The organism is Pandoraea eparura (genome assembly GCF_902459725.1).
Classification (GTDB): Bacteria; Pseudomonadota; Gammaproteobacteria; order Burkholderiales; family Burkholderiaceae; genus Pandoraea; species Pandoraea eparura.
Genome location: NZ_CABPSH010000013.1, coordinates 27,607 through 44,510, shown reverse-complemented (window position 1 = coordinate 44,510; position 16,904 = coordinate 27,607). Strand labels below are relative to the sequence as shown.

General features: G+C 62.0%; 15 protein-coding genes. 4 read left to right on the top strand and 11 right to left on the bottom strand.

The window, feature by feature from the left end:
* The first annotated feature begins 11 nt into the window (after window positions 1-11).
* Window positions 12-1,043: a hydrolase gene (locus PEP31012_RS20270; protein WP_150591101.1), complete on the top strand. Its 1,032-nt coding sequence runs from the start codon at window positions 12-14 to the stop codon at window positions 1,041-1,043.
* Window positions 1,044-1,052: 9 nt separating this feature from the next.
* On the top strand, window positions 1,053-1,718 hold the full coding sequence (locus PEP31012_RS20265; RefSeq protein WP_150591100.1) for a DUF2946 family protein: 666 nt from the start codon (window positions 1,053-1,055) through the stop codon (window positions 1,716-1,718).
* Between the two features lie 12 nt (window positions 1,719-1,730).
* Here PEP31012_RS20265 and PEP31012_RS20260 read toward each other — a convergent pair whose 3' ends face one another.
* Both PEP31012_RS20260 and PEP31012_RS20255 read right to left on the bottom strand, forming a co-directional pair.
* Window positions 1,731-2,057: a hypothetical protein gene (locus PEP31012_RS20260; protein ID WP_150591099.1), complete on the bottom strand. Its 327-nt coding sequence runs from the start codon at window positions 2,055-2,057 to the stop codon at window positions 1,731-1,733.
* A gap of 621 nt (window positions 2,058-2,678) precedes the next feature.
* A complete protein-coding gene (locus PEP31012_RS20255; protein ID WP_246171400.1) occupies window positions 2,679-4,262 on the bottom strand; it encodes a M48 family metalloprotease in 1,584 nt (527 codons plus the stop codon).
* 343 nt (window positions 4,263-4,605) lie between these two features.
* On the opposite strand from PEP31012_RS20255, the gene moaC reads away from it, so the two are divergent.
* Window positions 4,606-5,085 carry a cyclic pyranopterin monophosphate synthase MoaC gene (gene moaC / locus PEP31012_RS20250; protein ID WP_150591170.1) on the top strand — a complete coding sequence of 160 codons (480 nt, stop codon included), beginning with the start codon at window positions 4,606-4,608 and terminating at the stop codon, window positions 5,083-5,085.
* An 84-nt stretch (window positions 5,086-5,169) separates the two neighbouring features.
* Here the strand turns inward: moaC and PEP31012_RS20245 are convergent, their stop codons facing one another.
* On the bottom strand, window positions 5,170-6,381 hold the full coding sequence (locus tag PEP31012_RS20245) for an MFS transporter (protein ID WP_150591098.1): 1,212 nt from the start codon (window positions 6,379-6,381) through the stop codon (window positions 5,170-5,172).
* A 103-nt stretch (window positions 6,382-6,484) separates the two neighbouring features.
* On the opposite strand from PEP31012_RS20245, the gene PEP31012_RS20240 reads away from it, so the two are divergent.
* A complete protein-coding gene (locus PEP31012_RS20240; RefSeq protein WP_150591097.1) occupies window positions 6,485-7,444 on the top strand; it encodes a LysR substrate-binding domain-containing protein in 960 nt (319 codons plus the stop codon).
* A 143-nt stretch (window positions 7,445-7,587) separates the two neighbouring features.
* Here PEP31012_RS20240 and groL read toward each other — a convergent pair whose 3' ends face one another.
* From groL to PEP31012_RS20200, 8 genes are all read right to left on the bottom strand, one after another.
* Window positions 7,588-9,234, bottom strand: coding sequence for a chaperonin GroEL (groL, locus tag PEP31012_RS20235; protein WP_130026692.1), 1,647 nt, complete (start codon window positions 9,232-9,234; stop codon window positions 7,588-7,590).
* Window positions 9,235-9,282: 48 nt separating this feature from the next.
* Window positions 9,283-9,573: a co-chaperone GroES gene (gene groES, locus PEP31012_RS20230; protein ID WP_150591096.1), complete on the bottom strand. Its 291-nt coding sequence runs from the start codon at window positions 9,571-9,573 to the stop codon at window positions 9,283-9,285.
* A gap of 449 nt (window positions 9,574-10,022) precedes the next feature.
* Window positions 10,023-10,970, bottom strand: coding sequence for a VOC family protein (locus PEP31012_RS20225; protein ID WP_150591095.1), 948 nt, complete (start codon window positions 10,968-10,970; stop codon window positions 10,023-10,025).
* A 58-nt stretch (window positions 10,971-11,028) separates the two neighbouring features.
* Complete coding sequence (locus tag PEP31012_RS20220; protein WP_150591094.1) at window positions 11,029-11,877, bottom strand: fumarylacetoacetate hydrolase family protein; 849 nt, start codon at window positions 11,875-11,877, stop codon at window positions 11,029-11,031.
* Between the two features lie 36 nt (window positions 11,878-11,913).
* Window positions 11,914-12,903 (bottom strand): alpha/beta hydrolase, encoded by a 990-nt coding sequence (locus PEP31012_RS20215; RefSeq protein WP_246171399.1) that lies wholly within the window; start codon window positions 12,901-12,903, stop codon window positions 11,914-11,916.
* On the bottom strand, window positions 12,900-14,237 hold the full coding sequence (locus PEP31012_RS20210; protein ID WP_150591093.1) for an amidohydrolase family protein: 1,338 nt from the start codon (window positions 14,235-14,237) through the stop codon (window positions 12,900-12,902). Before PEP31012_RS20210 ends, PEP31012_RS20215 begins: the two co-directional genes overlap by 4 nt.
* Window positions 14,238-14,241: 4 nt before the next feature.
* Window positions 14,242-15,783 carry an FAD-dependent monooxygenase gene (locus tag PEP31012_RS20205; protein WP_343039911.1) on the bottom strand — a complete coding sequence of 514 codons (1,542 nt, stop codon included), beginning with the start codon at window positions 15,781-15,783 and terminating at the stop codon, window positions 14,242-14,244.
* 14 nt (window positions 15,784-15,797) lie between these two features.
* Complete coding sequence (locus PEP31012_RS20200; protein WP_150591091.1) at window positions 15,798-16,871, bottom strand: porin; 1,074 nt, start codon at window positions 16,869-16,871, stop codon at window positions 15,798-15,800.
* Window positions 16,872-16,904 lie beyond the last annotated feature (33 nt).

Genomic DNA, 16,904 nt, shown 5'->3' with positions numbered 1-16,904 from the left:
ACGGAACGACAATGACGGCGCGCCCCGCGACGTTTCTTCCCCTGGATTACCGGGCGCCCCGGTGGCTGCCCGACGCGCACAGCCAGACGATCTACCCGGCGCTGCTGGGCCGTCGTCCGTCCGTCGAATTCCGTCGTGAGACGTGGGACACGCCCGACGGCGACTTCGTCGATGTCGACTGGCTGGTCGCTCCCCCTGCGGCGCAGAAGGCGCCGCCCGCGCCAGAAGGGCTGGTGGAGACACCGCTCGTCGTGCTGTTCCACGGGCTGGAAGGCGGATCCGGCAGCCACTATGCCCGCACCCTGATGCGCGACGTGCAAGCGCAGGGGTGGCGCGGCGTGATTCCCCACTTCCGCAGTTGCAGCGGCCGCATGAACCGCGCGCCGCGCTTTTACCACTCCGGCGACAGCACCGAGGTCGACTGGATGCTGCGACGGCTGCGGGCGAACACGTCCGGCCCGATCTTTGCAGCGGGCGTGTCCCTGGGCGGCAATGTGCTGCTGCGCTGGCTTGGCGAGCGCGAGGGGCACGCGGCGCAGGTGGTGAGCGCCGCGTGTGCGATTTCAGCGCCGCTCGATCTGCGGGCGGGCGGACTGGCGCTCTCGCACGGGTTCAACATGGTGTACACGCGCAATTTCCTGGGCACGCTCAAGAAGAAGGCGCTCGCCAAGCTCGACCAATACCCTGGACTTTACGATCGCGACCGGATGATGGCCGCGCGTGATCTCGGCGAATTCGATCATGTGGTCACAGCGCCGTTGCATGGATATCGCAGCGCGTTCGACTACTACACACGCGCGTCGAGCAAGCCGATCCTGCCGGCCATCGAGGTACCGACGCTGGTCATCAACGCCCGCAACGACCCGTTCCAGCCGGCCCATGTGTTGCCGGGCGACGACGATGTCGGGCAGCATGTGCGGCTCCTGCAACCGGCGCACGGCGGGCACGTCGGCTTCATGAGCGGGCCGTTTCCGGGCGGCATGACATGGATGCCGCACACGGTCATCGACTACTTCCGTCAATTTTTGCCGAATCCGGCCTAAGGGTGCCCCATGGATGAGATCGTTCGACAGGCGATGGCGAAGTGGCCCAACGTGCCGCATTGTTACGGCTGGCTCGCGCTCGACCGGCGCGGTCAGTGGCGCATGCGCGACGAAGCGGCGCAGGCGGCGGGCACGGCCGGGGATCCAATTCGCCATGCGGCGCTGCTGGCGTTCATCGCGCGCAACTATGCCAGCGACGACGCCGGGCGGTGGTATTTCCAGAACGGGCCGCAACGCGTGTACGTCGCGCTGGCGTATGCCCCGTTTGTGGTGCGGCTGACGTGGGATACCGCGGCGAACGACGGTCGCGGCGCACCGGTATTGACGGACCAACTGGGCCATGCTTTCGTGCCGCAGGCGTGTCTGCTCGACGAGGACGGCAACGTTGCGTTCGTGGGGGCGGTGTCGGGGGGCGAGGCGAATGGGGCGTCGACGCCGAGCGCGCCGCTCGCATTGCTGCACGATCACGACATCGATCTGCTTACGCAGGTCTCCGATCTGGCGCAGGCGTTCGAGATTGCGCAGACGTCCGACGATACCGCCGACGCCAAAGGTGCCGTGCGGCTGCATTGGCGCAACGGTGACTCGCTCCCGTTCGCGACCGTCCATGCGGGGACCCTGCCGCAGACCTATGGGTTCGAGCGGGATCCGCGGGCCGACGATCAATCAGCGTGAGTTATTGCGCCATTACGCCGCAACATCTCGTCGCACTGGCTCGGCCTCAGCAAATGCCTCAGGGTATCGGTACGTATAGAAGCGCTCGACGCCATCGCCAGCGTCATTCTCGCTAAGTAATTTCCACGGCTCACGCGCGAGACACGACGCCAATCCGGCGATGCAGACCAGCCCGCCGTACAACCACAACCTCCCGTTCATGCTGCCTAAAGCGTTCGACGCGCCGTAAAGCGCGAATGACAGCATGCTCGCCAGTTGCCCCGTCAGTAGCGTTGCGCTCGCGACTCTTACGCGCACGGAAGATGGCATCGCTATCACTCGCCGATCGATGCCGTTCATGGACAGACACGCTCCGAAGACACCGGCGGAAAACAAGCACCCGCCCAGCGCGACAACCGAATCTACAGCCGTCGCCACGGCAAGACCAGCTCCCAGCGCCGACTGGATTTTGCCAATCGTATTGGACGTCCTCCTCTGGCCGCAAGCTCAGCCGAAGATCAGACTTACGAATCTCTTCGATACATTGGCGCAGGTTATCGCGGTCGCCAAACTTGATTCGGCATTTCGTTAGAGCAACAATCGGCTTGTTAATGGGGCGCTCGTTGTCTATCACGACTTCGTATTGACAGTTCTCCATACTTCACCTCACTCAGTGAATATTGGTCGAAAAGTCCGCAGCGAAATCACACTGCGAAGCGAGCACGGTACCGTGTCGCCATGCTGGCAAATCGAAGTGTTGTATGCAACGGGAGTACGTCAGAATCCCAAATGAGAAAAATCCGATATTCCAATTTCGCCGTGATCACTTATGATCGACACGCGAAAAATAGCGAAACCCCCAAGATCTTCACGCCTTGCCAGTTTCACACGGCGGGCGCTTTTCGATAGCTTAAAAGCAACGGCGCAACTCCCGCGCAAATAAGCGTACGCAACTTCGCAGCACGTGCGCCGCTTGCCCACTCATCCGGCCAGCTTGCCGAAGTCCTTCTCGTCTTCCTTGTCGTCCTTGTAGCGGCGCTGGAACTCGTGAAGGCGCGCATCGATAGTCGACATCTCGTAGAAGTCGGCATCGCCGGCCTCGCGTGCGAGCTTCAACTGACTGACCGCCGCCATCCATTGGCCTTGCAGCGCATATTGTTCCGCCAGCGCCTCATGCTGCCGCGCACGCTTGCCGGCCGCGGCCCACGCCCCCGCCAGCGCCCGCCACCAGATGGGCTCACTCCGATAGCGCTCGACCTGCGCCTGCAGGAATTTCGTCGCGTCGGGAATCCGTTGGCTGGCGACCAACGCGTCGGCATAGGCCATGTCGGCGGCCTGCGAGAGCGGGAACACCGCGCGCGCCTGCGCCGCAACACGCAAGGCCTCATCCGGCTGGCCAGACAAGCGCGCGATATCCGACGCCAGCACCGCCAGACTCGGTGTGCCCGGCCCCGTACCACCGAAGGCCGCGCGCGACTTCTCCAGCGCCTCGCGCGCGGGCGCCCAGCGACGCTGCTTGAACTCCGCCAGCGCCACCGCGTACCACGCCGCCGCCACATTAGATGTGGTCTGCGAGCGGATCGCTGTGCGTTGCGCGTCGGCGACGGCCGCGTAATCGCTCGCGGACTTCTGCTGCAAGACGAGCGAGCGCGCCCGCACAAACGCATATTCGGGCGACTGCACGGGCTGACGATAAGCGGCGGTGCGCGAGCGATTGAGCATGTCGGCGATACGATCCGTCGTCAGCGGGTGAGTCCGGACATATTCCGGTACACCAGCTTCGTTGATCGAATCCGCACGTTGCAGACGCTCGAAGAACGTCGGCATGGCGTACGTGTCGAAACCGGCTGCCTGAAGCAACTGGAAACCGACGCGATCGGCCTCACGCTCGGCATCGCGCGAAAACCGCAGTTGCCGATCAACGGCCAAGCCTTGCCCGCCCATGGCGATCCCCATGCCGAGGTCCGGGCTGCGCGCCCCGATTCCCGCGAGCAGGCCGAGCAGGATGCCGCCGAGGGCGATCCACGAGTTCTGCGACTGTTGGCCGAGCATGCGCGCGATGTGATGTTGCAGCACGTGGCCCGTCTCGTGTCCGATCACAGACGCGAGTTCCGACTCGGTGCGCGTCGCGACAATCAATCCCGTGTTGACGCCGATGAATCCGCCCGGCAGCGAGAAGGCGTTGATGTCCGAATCACGCACCACGAAGAATTCGAAACTCTGACTGGCGTCGAGTCCCACTTTGTGCGCGGCCGCCACGAGCTTGCCACCCAGGGCATTGACGTAATCGGAGAGCAGCAGATCCGACAGGTAATCGGGATCGGCGCGAATCTCTCGCATCACGCGCTCGCCGAGCTTGCGCTCCATCGCCGGCGACAAGTCCGCGGCAGAACTCTGGCCGAGGGACGGGAGCGACTGCGCGGCCGCCTGGGTTGGGATGACGACGGCGGCGAACGTCATTGCCGTCATTACGGGCAGCATGGCCAACGCCATGAAACGCCGCCACCGGGCAACGTAGCGCTCGGGGTAAGGCGGTTGGGTCACAGGCTTGGACATGGCGGTCATGCGCCCCGTACGCCTGATGGACGCCCCGGACCGGGCAACGAGACCGAGCGACGCATGGGAATCGGGTCGGAAATGCCAATGGCGGCGCGGAGCGAACGGAGCGAACGGAGCGAACGGAGCGAGGGAAACAAGCGGAACGAACGCGTCATGGAATGGGCGCCGCGTGGCGCTGATCATACGGGGCTGCTGCTATGATAGCAGCCAGACGCAGACGTTCCGCAGCATTGCCGGAACGTCTGCCCGACAGGCAAAACACATCCGAAACACCGCTGACCTTTCGCCCGCGAATGGCGCGCGCACGCCTTGTCCCGACACTTTTTCAGCCTCTTTTCAGCATCGACTCATGGCAGAACTCACCCATTTCGACACCGCCGGACAGGCCCACATGGTTGACGTCGGCGGCAAGGACAGCACGCATCGTATTGCGGTGGCGCGCGGCACCATTCGGATGAAGCCAGAGACACTGGCACTGATTCGCACCGGCACGGCCAAGAAGGGCGACGTACTGGGTATTGCTCGCATTGCGGCCATTCAAGGCGCCAAGCGCACTGCCGATCTGATTCCGCTGTGCCATCCGCTGGCGCTCACGCGTGTGACGGTCGAGTTTCTGGTGGACGACGGCCCGAACGCCGTCCACTGCCGCGTGCAGGTCGAAACCATCGGCCGCACGGGCGTCGAAATGGAAGCGCTCACGGCGGTTCAAGTCGGCCTGCTGACCATCTACGACATGTGCAAGGCGGTGGACCGCGGCATGACCATCACCGATGTGAAAGTGATGGAGAAGCATGGCGGGAAATCGGGGGATTGGGTGGCGCAGGACTAAGCCAGTGACGCCGTCCTCGACACCCAACAGTGAAGACGGCGTGCCCGCTGTACGGACCGACTCATCAAGTCAAGGCACACTGCGTCACGCCGCAGCGACCTTACCCTCGCCCTGACGTTGCGGCCAGAAGTACCACACCGCCCCCAGCGCTTGCAGGGCAATCAATCCCGTCCAGGCGGAGAAATGCGCTTGCGCGCTGTGCGCCGCGTAAGTCCCGAGCACGGCCCCGACGCCCACCTGACACAAGAAGATCAGCAGGAAGATGACGAGCGTGAGCGACGTGTTCACGCGTCCGATCAGCGTGCCGTGGAAATGCTCTGCCAGCACCGCATACGACAGAATGCCCGTGCCGCCAAAGATGCCGTAGGCCGCCCAAAGCCAGACCGGCGGAATCGGCGCGCGCAGCATGAGCAGTAGCTGCACCACGACGAACAAAAGCATCCCGGCACCGGAAAAGGCAAACACGCTCACGCCACGGCGTTCGAGCGAGCGCGCAGCCGCACCGAACACCACGCTGCCGGCCATCATCGCGAGCCCCACGACCGACACCAGCGATGCCGCCTGCGATGCCGACAGCCCTTCGACGTCGCGCATGAACGGCGCCATCCAAAGCGATTGCATCGCGTAAAACACACCTTGCGTGATGCCCGAGAGCGACGTCACTTTCCAGAACATCGCACTGCCCAGCACCTGACGCACACCTTGCAGCGCCGCCGACAAACCACCTTGCGCATGCGAGCCCGGCTTTTCCGGCGCGCCGAACCACAGTGCGACCGACATGAAGACGGTCAACGCCGCCAGTCCGAACGACACGATGCGCCAGTCGGTCAGCCCGAGCAGCCAGTTCAGCGGCGAGCCCACCACCACCCCGCCCATGCCGCCCACGGCCATCACCAGACCGTTGAGCAGCGGCAGACGTGCCACCGGAAACCACTGTGCCAGCGCCTTGAATGCGCTGCCCAGACACACCGACACGCCGACACCGATCAGCAAGCGCCCCGCCATCAGCGCGCCGACGCCCTGCGCCAGTCCGAACAGAACGGCACCCAGCGCCGCGAGCAGCAGCACCAGCGACGCCACCCGGCGCGGGCCGAATTTATCGAGCAACACGCCCGCCGGCAATTGCGCACCGGCGAAGCCAAGGAAATAGAGACTCGTCAACAATCCGAGGTCGGCCGACGAGAGGCCGAGGTCGCGCGTCATGTATGGCGCGAACCCGATATTTACGCCGCGGTACACGTAGGAAACGAAGTATCCGCAGGCGAACAGCACGAAGATACGAAGTGCCTTCGACATGAAGCCATACCCTAGTCATTGACTTGGGTATCGATTGTCCGTGGAACCCTTCGATGACGCCAACGAAACCTTTGCGTCCGTATTGTGAGTAGAATTTGATGCTATGTTCCCTCACCTCCCTCCCCTACAATCGCTGCGGGCACTTGAAGCCGCAGCCCGCCACCGCAGCTTTACGCGAGCGGCCGACGAATTGAATTTGACGCACAGTGCGGTCAGCCATCACATGCGCTCGCTCGAACGGCAGCTCGGCACGACGCTGTTTCGCCGGGTGGGGGCACGAATGATCCCGACCAGTGTCGGGGCGCGTTTGGCCGAGCGGGTACGCATTGGCATGTCGGAACTCGACGAGGCGATGACCGAAGCGAGGGCAGGCACTGCGTCGGGCGGGGCGCCTGCGATCGTGCGTCTGGAAATCAGCGTCATGACCGATCTGGCGGCCCAATGGCTGATTCCTCGGCTGGGCCGCTTCAGCGAGCGGCAACCCAATATCGATCTGGTAGTAAGAATTCACGCGGATATCGCCGCGCCCGATCCCTATTCGGTCGACGTCGGCATTTGGCATCAACGGGTGGAAGCAACGGGATTCGTCACCCGCAAGTTGCTCGACGATGACGTGATCGCCGTGTGCCATCCCGATCTGATCGCGCGCGTGCCCGGGTTCACCGTGGCCGACATGCACAAACTGCCGATGCTTCGCTTCGCCTATCGGTCGTGGCGCGATTGGCAGGTCGCCGCCGGCCTGCCGCCGCACGAGCCGACCCGCGGGCCGATTTTCGACGATTCCGGGTTGCTCCTGCGCGCGGCGATGGCCGGACAAGGCGTGGCCACCACACGCAGTTTGCTTGTGCGCGATGCGCTCGCGTCCGGCGAGCTGGTGCAGATTGGCGATGTTCGCATTGCACCGAGCCTCGAATATCACGTGAGCTGGCGGGAAAATCATCCGCGCGAGCATGCCATTCACGCCTTCTGGCAGTGGATGCAGGATGAGATCGCGGCCACCACACCGCTTGGCGCCTGCCCTGCACCGCACCGCGACGGCGGTACACCGACCGCTCAGGCATAAAAAAACGGCAACGAATTCCGAAGAATGCGTTGCCGTTTCCGGTGCGGGCTCGCGCCACAGAATCGAAGATTCCGTGACGAAGTCCGGCGACCGGGGCAGGTGGGGTGCCTTGCGGCACCCCGTCATGCCGTCTCTTGCGAGACTTACATGCCCATGCCCATGCCGCCCATACCGCCCATGTCACCCATGCCGCCGGCCATCGGAGCATCTTCCTTCGGCAGTTCGGCAACGGCGCAGTCGGTCGTGAGCAGCAGGCCCGAGACCGAAGCGGCGTTTTGCAGTGCGGTGCGGGTGACCTTCGTCGGGTCCACAACGCCCATTTCCACCAGATCGCCGTACTCGCCGCTCGAAGCGTTGTAGCCGTAGTTGCCCTTGCCGGCAATCACATTGGCCACCACGACGCTGGCTTCTTCGCCGCCGTTGGCGACGATCTGGCGCAGCGGCTCTTCCATGGCGCGCAGAACGATCTTGATACCGGCGTCCTGGTCAGGGTTGGCACCCTTGATGTCGGCCACGGCCACGCGAGCACGCAGCAGCGCAACACCACCGCCCGGGACGATGCCTTCTTCCACGGCAGCGCGGGTCGCGTGCAGCGCGTCTTCAACGCGTGCCTTCTTTTCCTTCATTTCGACTTCGGTCGCAGCGCCGACCTTGATCACGGCAACACCGCCGGCCAGCTTGGCCACGCGCTCTTGCAGCTTTTCACGGTCGTAGTCGCTCGTGGCTTCTTCGATCTGGGCGCGGATTTGCTTGACGCGCGCTTCGATGTTCACGCCTTCGCCGGCGCCATCGATGATGATGGTGTTTTCCTTGCCGATTTCGATGCGCTTGGCTTGGCCCAGCTCTTGCAGCGTGGCCTTTTCCAGCGTCAGGCCGATTTCTTCGGCGATGACCTGGCCGCCCGTCAGGATGGCGATGTCTTCGAGCATGGCCTTGCGGCGGTCGCCGAAGCCCGGGGCCTTGACGGCGCAGGTCTTCAGGATGCCACGGATGTTGTTGACCACCAGCGTTGCCAGGGCTTCGCCCTCGACGTCTTCGGCGATGATCAGCAGCGGACGGCCAGCCTTGGCGACTTGCTCGAGCACCGGCAGCAGATCACGGATGTTCGAGACCTTCTTGTCGAACAGCAGGACGAACGGGTTCTCCAGGATCGCGACTTGCTTTTCCGGGGTGTTGATGAAGTACGGCGAGAGGTAGCCGCGGTCGAATTGCATGCCTTCGACGACGTCCAGCTCGTCTTGCAGCGACTTGCCGTCTTCGACGGTGATCACGCCTTCCTTGCCGACCTTGTCCATCGCCTTGGCGATGTAGTCACCGATCGAGGTGTCGCTGTTGGCCGAGATCGAGCCGACTTGCGCGATTTCCTTGTTCGTCGTGCAGGGCTTGCTGATCTTGCGCAGTTCTTCGATGGCGGCGGCAACGGCCTTGTCGATACCGCGCTTGAGGTCCATCGGGTTCATGCCCGAGGCAACGTACTTCATGCCTTCGCGCACGATCGACTGAGCCAGCACCGTAGCGGTGGTGGTACCGTCACCGGCGTTGTCGCTGGTCTTGGAAGCCACTTCCTTGACCATTTGCGCGCCCATGTTCTGGAGCTTGTCCTTGAGTTCGATTTCCTTGGCGACCGACACACCGTCCTTGGTCACGGTCGGGCCGCCGAAGCTGCGCTCGAGCACGACGTTGCGGCCCTTCGGGCCCAGGGTCACCTTGACGGCGTTGGCGAGAATGTTGACACCCTCGACCATCTTGGCACGAGCGGCATCGCCGAAAACGACTTCTTTAGCTGCCATTGCATTAACTCCTTGAATACTTTACGTAGATGTCTGGGGGAGACAGTCTTAGGCGGCCACGACGGCCATGATGTCTTCTTCGCGCATGACCAGCAGTTCCTGGCCATCGACCTTCACGCTTTGGCCGGCGTACTTGCCGAACAGAACGCGGTCGCCCACCTTCACATCGAGTGCGATCGACTTACCTTGATCGTCTTTCTTGCCCGGGCCGACGGCCAGGATCTCGCCCTGATCCGGCTTTTCAGCGGCGGCGTCAGGGATCACGATGCCCGATGCGGTCTTCGTTTCGTTGTCCAGGCGCTTGACAATAACGCGGTCATGCAAGGGACGAAGGTTCATTACAAGCTCCTCTTTCTCTCTGTGAGATCGACAAAACCTAAATATGCAAACATTTGCATATACGGTGAATTCATGGCGTTAGCACTCTGCGCCAACGAGTGCTAATTATAGGGACGGGGTTTTACGATTTCAAGACGCGGGGTTTTCCCGGAGAGGATTTTAGGGTGTCGAGATTCACGTAGCATTGAACCCGGTTCATGCCACATCGGATCCCCCACACCCAAAGAACGCAGAAAAAACAACAAAATCAATTACTTAAAAATCACAGACGCATGACGGAATCGCTTACCCGTCATTGGAGTCCTATTTCGCGCGTGACGGATGGAGGGCTATCCGTACATTATTGCAACCGCGAACGGCGCGACCTGCCCCCGCCCTGAGCGCACTTGCTGAGACCATCCAGTGACGGCACATGCCGCGCCAAGGGGCGCGGCGGCATGGGTCTCGCGTCAGTCCTGCACCTCGGTGTTGTGAATGAAGTTCTCCGGCACCGTCGGCCCCCAAAGGTATAAGGAATCCTCAGGCGCGAAATCCCTGGCTGGCCAGCTTTGTCCAGCCGAAACAAAATCAATGTCGGCCGAATACTCGCAAAAGGATCCCCATGGATCCTCGACGTAGTGAAAGTAGTTCGATCCCAGCACGTGTCTTCCCGTCCCCCATCCTTTCGCGTAGCCGGCCGCCGCCATCTGGGCGGCCCCCTCCCCGACCAGGTCGACGTTTTCGACATCCCACGAGGAATGATGCCAGCCTCGTGCGCGACTCTTGGCAAACGCCACCAAATGATGATCGCAGCCATGCGGCGCGTGTGTGAACGCGATCATATCCAGCGATTTATCCGACAATCGAAGGCCCAGCGCTCGTTCGTAGAAGGAGACCGCCCGCAAGACATCCGGCGAGAACAGCAACACATGGGATAGTCGTCGCGGTCTCACCTGCGCCACCTCCGCCCGGGTACACGCGCCGCGGGCGTCCGCCGGGACACAAGGTGTCAGGCTCGCCGTCTTGCCATCGGGACTGGTTTTCGGCCCCACCCGCACTTGGATCAAGTTTCCGTCGGGATCCCGGCACCAAAAGCCGGCATCGATCTCTCCCGGCACCGATGAGACATCGCTCGCGCCAGCCATGACAGCCTGCTCACGTAGGTGCAAGAGGTCGTCTTCGTAACAGTTGAAGCTAAGGTATGCCAGCGACTTGCGCTCCCCCGCAAGCACGCGCCCCCAACGATGGCCATCCGTCGCCATGATCGCCAGTTCATTGCCCTCCGGTCCGGCGCGGCTGACCGTCAGGCCGAAAGCCTCGAAGAATCGATGCGCTTCGTCGAGCGACGGGACATTCAGGGCGAAATGGTCGATTGAATGCACCCCCGCCCGCGAATGCATTGACGAGAATTCGGTCATCACTCTCTCCTCGGAAATCATGAGCGACGAATCGGCAATCGATCGCCCATGAAACAACTTAGCGGGTCGCCTCGTCAACGACGGAATTGCGCAGAACGCCGATGCCTTCCACGCTGACCTCACAGACGTCGCCGTGCTTCATCAGAAGCTTCGGCGTGCGTGCCCAGCCGATACCCGACGGCGTTCCCGTCACGATCACGTCACCCGGTTCGAGCGTAATGGCCTCACTTACGATGCTGATGAGTTCAGCGACGTCAAAGATCATGTCATCGGTACTGGCGGACTGCACGACGTCACCGTTCAGGCGCGTCTCCAAAAGCAGTCCCCTGGCGCCCGGCGGCAACTCGTCAGCCGTCACGAGATCGGGACCGAACGCTCCCGTGCCGTCGAAATTCTTGCCGACCGTCCATTGTGGCGACTTGAACTGGTACTCCCGGACCGAACCGTCGTTGAAAAGCGCGTAGCCGGCCACGCATGCGAGTGCATCTTCCTTGCGGATGTGGCGGCCGCCCTTGCCCAGTACAGCCGCAATTTCACCTTCGAAATCCAGCCCTTGACTGTCGGTCACTGCGGGCCGCACTAACGGCTGCTCATGGGCGACCAGGCTGGTTGCAACGCGAAAAAAAATCGTCGGATAGTCCGGTTGCTCGTACTTGCTTTCCTTGGTGTGGTCAGCGTAATTCAGTCCGACACAAATGAGCTTGGGTGGCCGAGCCAGCGGCGGCAGGTACACGACACCTTCGGCGCTCACCCTTTCGTGTCCGGCGTGCTCGCGGCCATGAGCAACGAGATCAACGCCGCTCGCCAGCAACGATTCCAGGGTAGTGTCCCCGAGCACGCGAATGGCATCGCCATCGCGCACGCCGAGTGTCGCCTTTCCATTGTTCACGAACGATACATACCGCATAGGTGACCTCCAGAGATTTTGGGTTGGCGCGCCCGCTCACAGATCGCCGGGCAACGCGTGTTGTTCGAGCCACGTCGAAAATGCGTGGCAGATAGTGTCGTTGGCGCGACGCGCCGAACGTGAGGCTTCGAAGAAGCCGAAAAACGGATGAAACATGTCTTCGAAACACAGCAACCGCACCGGCACGCCGGCCGCCTGAAGACGCCGAGCGTAGGCAATGCCCTCATCGCATAGCGGGTCATGGCCAGCAATCGCAATCACCGCCGCAGGCATGCCGCACAGATCGGCCGCACGTAATGGCGAAGGGGGAAACTCCCTCGCACGCGCCGACGCCGAGCCCATATACAGACGCGTGATGTCTCGCAGATCGAACGGCGAGAGCATTGGGAAGTCGACACCCTTTGCCTCGATGAGCGCGACGTCTCGAGCCATGTCGACCCCCGGCACAACGAGCAGTTGCGCCGCCAGCCCGATGCCACAATCGCGCAACAACAGGGCCGCCGACGTTGCCAGATTGGCGCCGGCACTCTCGCCCGCCACGACGATTCGCGACGGATCCCCGCCAAGTACCGCAACATTGCGGATCGCCCAGCGTGTTGCCGTCACCGCATCGTCATGGGCTGCTGGAAACGGGTGTTCCGGTGCCAATCGATAGTCAACCGACACCACCACTGCCTGCATGTCGCGGCAGAGCTTGCGCGCGATGTCGTCCATCAGCTCGACACTGCCGAGGACGAATCCTCCGCCATGGAAAAACACCACCGTGGGCACGACGGCGCGCTTATCCTGCGGACGGTAGACGCGCACTGGAACATGCATCCCATCGGACTCGGCAACCCCATCCTCGATCGAGCCGACCCTCGGCAAGGGACTACGCTCACGCGCCGCCATGATGCCAAGCCGCATACGTTCGCGGGCTTGATCCGGCGTTCCCGAAAATGGCGGCAACGTTTGCGCCGCGCGCATCGCTGTCACGATATCGGCCAGTTCGTGGTCCAGCGGCTGAGGAAATCTGGCGTGACTCATTTCAATTCAAGAATGTAGTGCTGAGACGCCACGGCACGCTGGCGCAAGACATCCAGATCGATGCCGACCATTCGGCCGTGTCGTTTGACCGCACGTCCCGCGACGAAAACCGAATCCACGTTGCCCGGATGCGCGGCAAGCACGACAGCCCCCACCGCATCCGACACCGGCGTGAGATTGAGGTCCTCGCCACGAATCATGATGATGTCGGCCTGCTTGCCCGGTGTCAGTGAGCCCACCTTGTGATCGAGTCCGTTGGCTCGAGCCCCAGCAACCGTCGCGAACTCCAGCACGTCGCGCATCGAGAGCGTTGCGGGCGCGTTCTGAACGTGCGAGTGATGCCCGCCCATCCAGGATCGGTAGTAGGCAAATGCATGGCGCATCTGGGTGAACATGTCGCCCGAGCATTTGGTCTCGGTATCGCCGCTCAAGCTGGGCCGGATGCCAACGGCTAGCAAGCGATCGAACGGGATATCGCCAATGCCTTGGGCATTCAACTCGCAATGCACGCCGAGCGACGCGCTCACGCCGGCATCCGCCATCATGGCTATCTCGTCGGCGCCGGAAAAACAACAGTGCACGAACGTCAAGTCGTCGGCCAACACACCGGCTTCATGCATCTGCGCGATCGCCCGTACCGAGGCGTTACGCGCATACGCCCCCATGTGAATGCTCGATCGAATCCCAAGCTCGCGCGCGAGGCAAAGATCGTCCAGCCAGACAGCGCGGCGCGCCATCTCCGGGCCGCGAGCCGCCATGGCAAGCGTGAGTAACTGATCGTCAGAAGAGAAATACCGCGTTCGCAAACGGCGAATATCGTCTGGATGGCGTCGCTGGCTGTCGAACATCCAAGAAGCACCGTCCACCAGCGGCCAACCATGCGCAAACACGCCGCGAATGTTGGCGTCGCGCAGCCCCAGGATCGCCGCATCCGCGTGATCGGGACTGTTCTGGACGTGCGACCAATCGAGCATCGTGGTGATGCCGCCGTCGAGCGCGGATACCGCACCGAGCATCGTGGCAACGTACACGTCTTCGGGTCGGAACGCCGCGCCCTTTGCCCCCAGCATTTCGGCGAAATAAATCTGCGGATCGATATCAGCGTAACGGTGTCGCACACAGCTTTGCCACGTATGGCGATGTGTATCGACAAACCCCGGCAGCACGATCATGCCGCGTGCGTCGATGCGCTCGGCATCGGTTGCGTCAATGTGCGGCGCAACCGAGAGAATGCGCTCGCCCTCGACCAGCACGTCGCCCGTGCGCAGATCGCCGATTGCCGCATCCATGCTCAGCACCCAGCCGCCCGTCAGTAATAGTCGCCGTTCTCTCATGGAGTCACCGCTTCAGCCATTGGCCAAGGTGCGCTTCGACATCGTCGTGACAGGCCAACGTTTCGCTTGCCCAAGCCACGTAGCCATCGGGACGCACCAGCAATCCCTTGACGCCATCGAGCGCCGCGGGAATGCGCGCGGCGCGTGCACTGAGCACCCTCACCGGCCGGCCGGCAACATCGAGCGATTCGAACTGACGTCCAAAGCCATCCAGATCGATCAGGACAAACGTTCGCTCGCGCAACATCTGCGTAATCGACATCGACCGGCCATCGAGCAACATCAGATCGACATCAGGGCAACGCAGTCCCACCAGCGCATGGCTGCCGGCATCGCGCGGATAAGGTGCTTCCAGGCCATTGAGTTCGAGTACCAACTTTCTTTGCACGTCCGGCAGCGGAATCAGGTTTTCCTGCATTCGCCGCTTGAGCGCAACGGCCTCAGGGCCAAAGTTGAACTGCAACGCGCACTGTGCCTTTACACTCTCGAGCAACCGGTGCATGACCGGCAGACGCTCCGCGTTGTAGGTGTCGAGTGTCTCGGCGTCCGCCACACCGTTGATGACGTTGGCAAGCTTCCACCCAAGGTTGAATGCATCCTGCAAGCAGAAATTCATCCCCACGCCACTGGCCGGATAGTGAATGCGGGCAGACTCGCCCACCAGAAAGACGCGGCCCTGACGAAGCGCCGGCACCGCCCGCATCTGGTCATCGAAGCGCGACGCCCAGCGGTATCCCTTGATGCCGTAATCGGTGCCATGCACGTCTCGAAGGCACTGCAACACCTCGTCGAGCGTGACCGGCTCATCCTTGGGGGCGTGTCGGCGATCACGATGCACGATATTGAATCGCGTAATACCGTCGCCGAACACGTAGCCGCGCACCCAACCCATCTCGTTGTCGACGTTGATACGCCCCCCAGGCCAGGGCGCTTCGAGTTCAGCATCGACAACAATCCCGCGAAACGTCCCGGAATGCCCCTCGAACGGAAGACCCAGCTTGGAACGGACAACGCTGCGCCCCCCGTCCGCGCCGACAACATACCGTGCCCGCAGCGTCGTGAGGTCTCCTGCCGTATTCGATAGTTCGAGCTCGACGCCGTCGCTCAACTCACGGACGTCGCACACTTGCGCGCCACGCTGGATGACGGCGCCGCATTCGGCAGCCCACTCCCACAACACTTCCTCGGTCTTGTTTTGCGGCAAGCCCAGCGTGAAGCCAAAACGCGTCTCGAGGTATTTCCATTCAATCGGGTGAAACCCCGCCCAAATGTGCGACGGCCGATAAGGATAGTCCGCGATTTCACGCGTCTTTCGGATCAGACGATCGGCAATGCCTCGGGTATCGAATAGTTCCAGAACACGCGGCAAAATCGTGCCGGCGCGCGACTGCACGCCTTCGGTGCGTCGCTCAAGGACAAGCGTCTTTACGCCGGAGCCGGCCAACTCCGCGGCCATCGTCAAACCCGACGGCCCACCGCCGACGACAATCACATCCCACTGCATTGCATTTTCTCCATCAGATACCGAGACTGAACCGGCCGACATGTTCACGTTGCCGGTTAAAAGAAGTGCGTGACACCGGCCTCAAGCACCGCCTGGTGCGATGCCGAAGCCGGCGGTTGATTTCGAAGCACAGCAAACTGGCCCGACCCTGCGAACTGAAACACGCCGAGGAGATAAAGACTGGTGCGTTTCGAAAGGGCATAGTCGATATGCCCGTGGAACTGATTCCACTTGTAAGACTCGAGTTTGGTGTACGTGTAGCCACCGCCAATTCGCGTCCGCGGCGTCACGTACTTGTAGGCACCGACATCAATCGATTGCGCCGTGGCCGATGCGCCAGCAGCCGATAGGCGCGTGTAGCTGTAGTTACCCATCACGCGCCAGCCGTCGTTCACGTACGCGACGCCCACCGTGCTGGTGTTCTGGTTCTGGAATACTGACGCCGCAGGCGTCTTCGTGAAATCCAGACCGTACAGGTTCGACACCCCCAATTTGAGCCCCGGCGCATACGGAACGCCATTGACGGACTCCCAAACGGCAACGGATTGCCACGGCCCCGCCGTGTAAGCCACTTCGGCACCGACGACGCGGCCCGTGTTGGTGGTCGAGCCTGCCTGCCCGATCCCGTACATCAGACCGAACTGAAATCCGCCATAGAGGGGTGACTTGTATTTGAACGAGTTGTTCAGGGCGTTGCCGACCGTTCTGTCAAGATTTCCCGGATGCGTCGCGAGAAGTGACGTAAACCGCTCGGAGGTGAAGGGCACCAGGTCGGCCAGCAAGTCGTACATCGAACCCATGGTCAACGTACCTTTGCTCGCGGAACTCAACCCGACGAAGCTCTCGAATGGCGCGTCGGTTCCGTTATTGAGAAAAGCGTAGCGGCTCAAGCGGAATACCGCGGAGGTGTCGCTGTCGATCACTTCCTTACCTGAGATCGCAAAGAACGGCACGGCGTGGGTATTGGTGGCTTGCCACAGTGCTCCGCTACCGATTGGGCTGGCGTTACTGGTGTACGAGACGCCCATACCAAGCAGCCCAGAGAGCGTCACGCTCGATTGCGCATGAATGGATACGCTAGCCAACAACAATATCGTAGTACTAATAAATTTGACTTTTACGAGCTTCATTGAAACGTCTCCTGGCTATTTTTTTGTATTTCC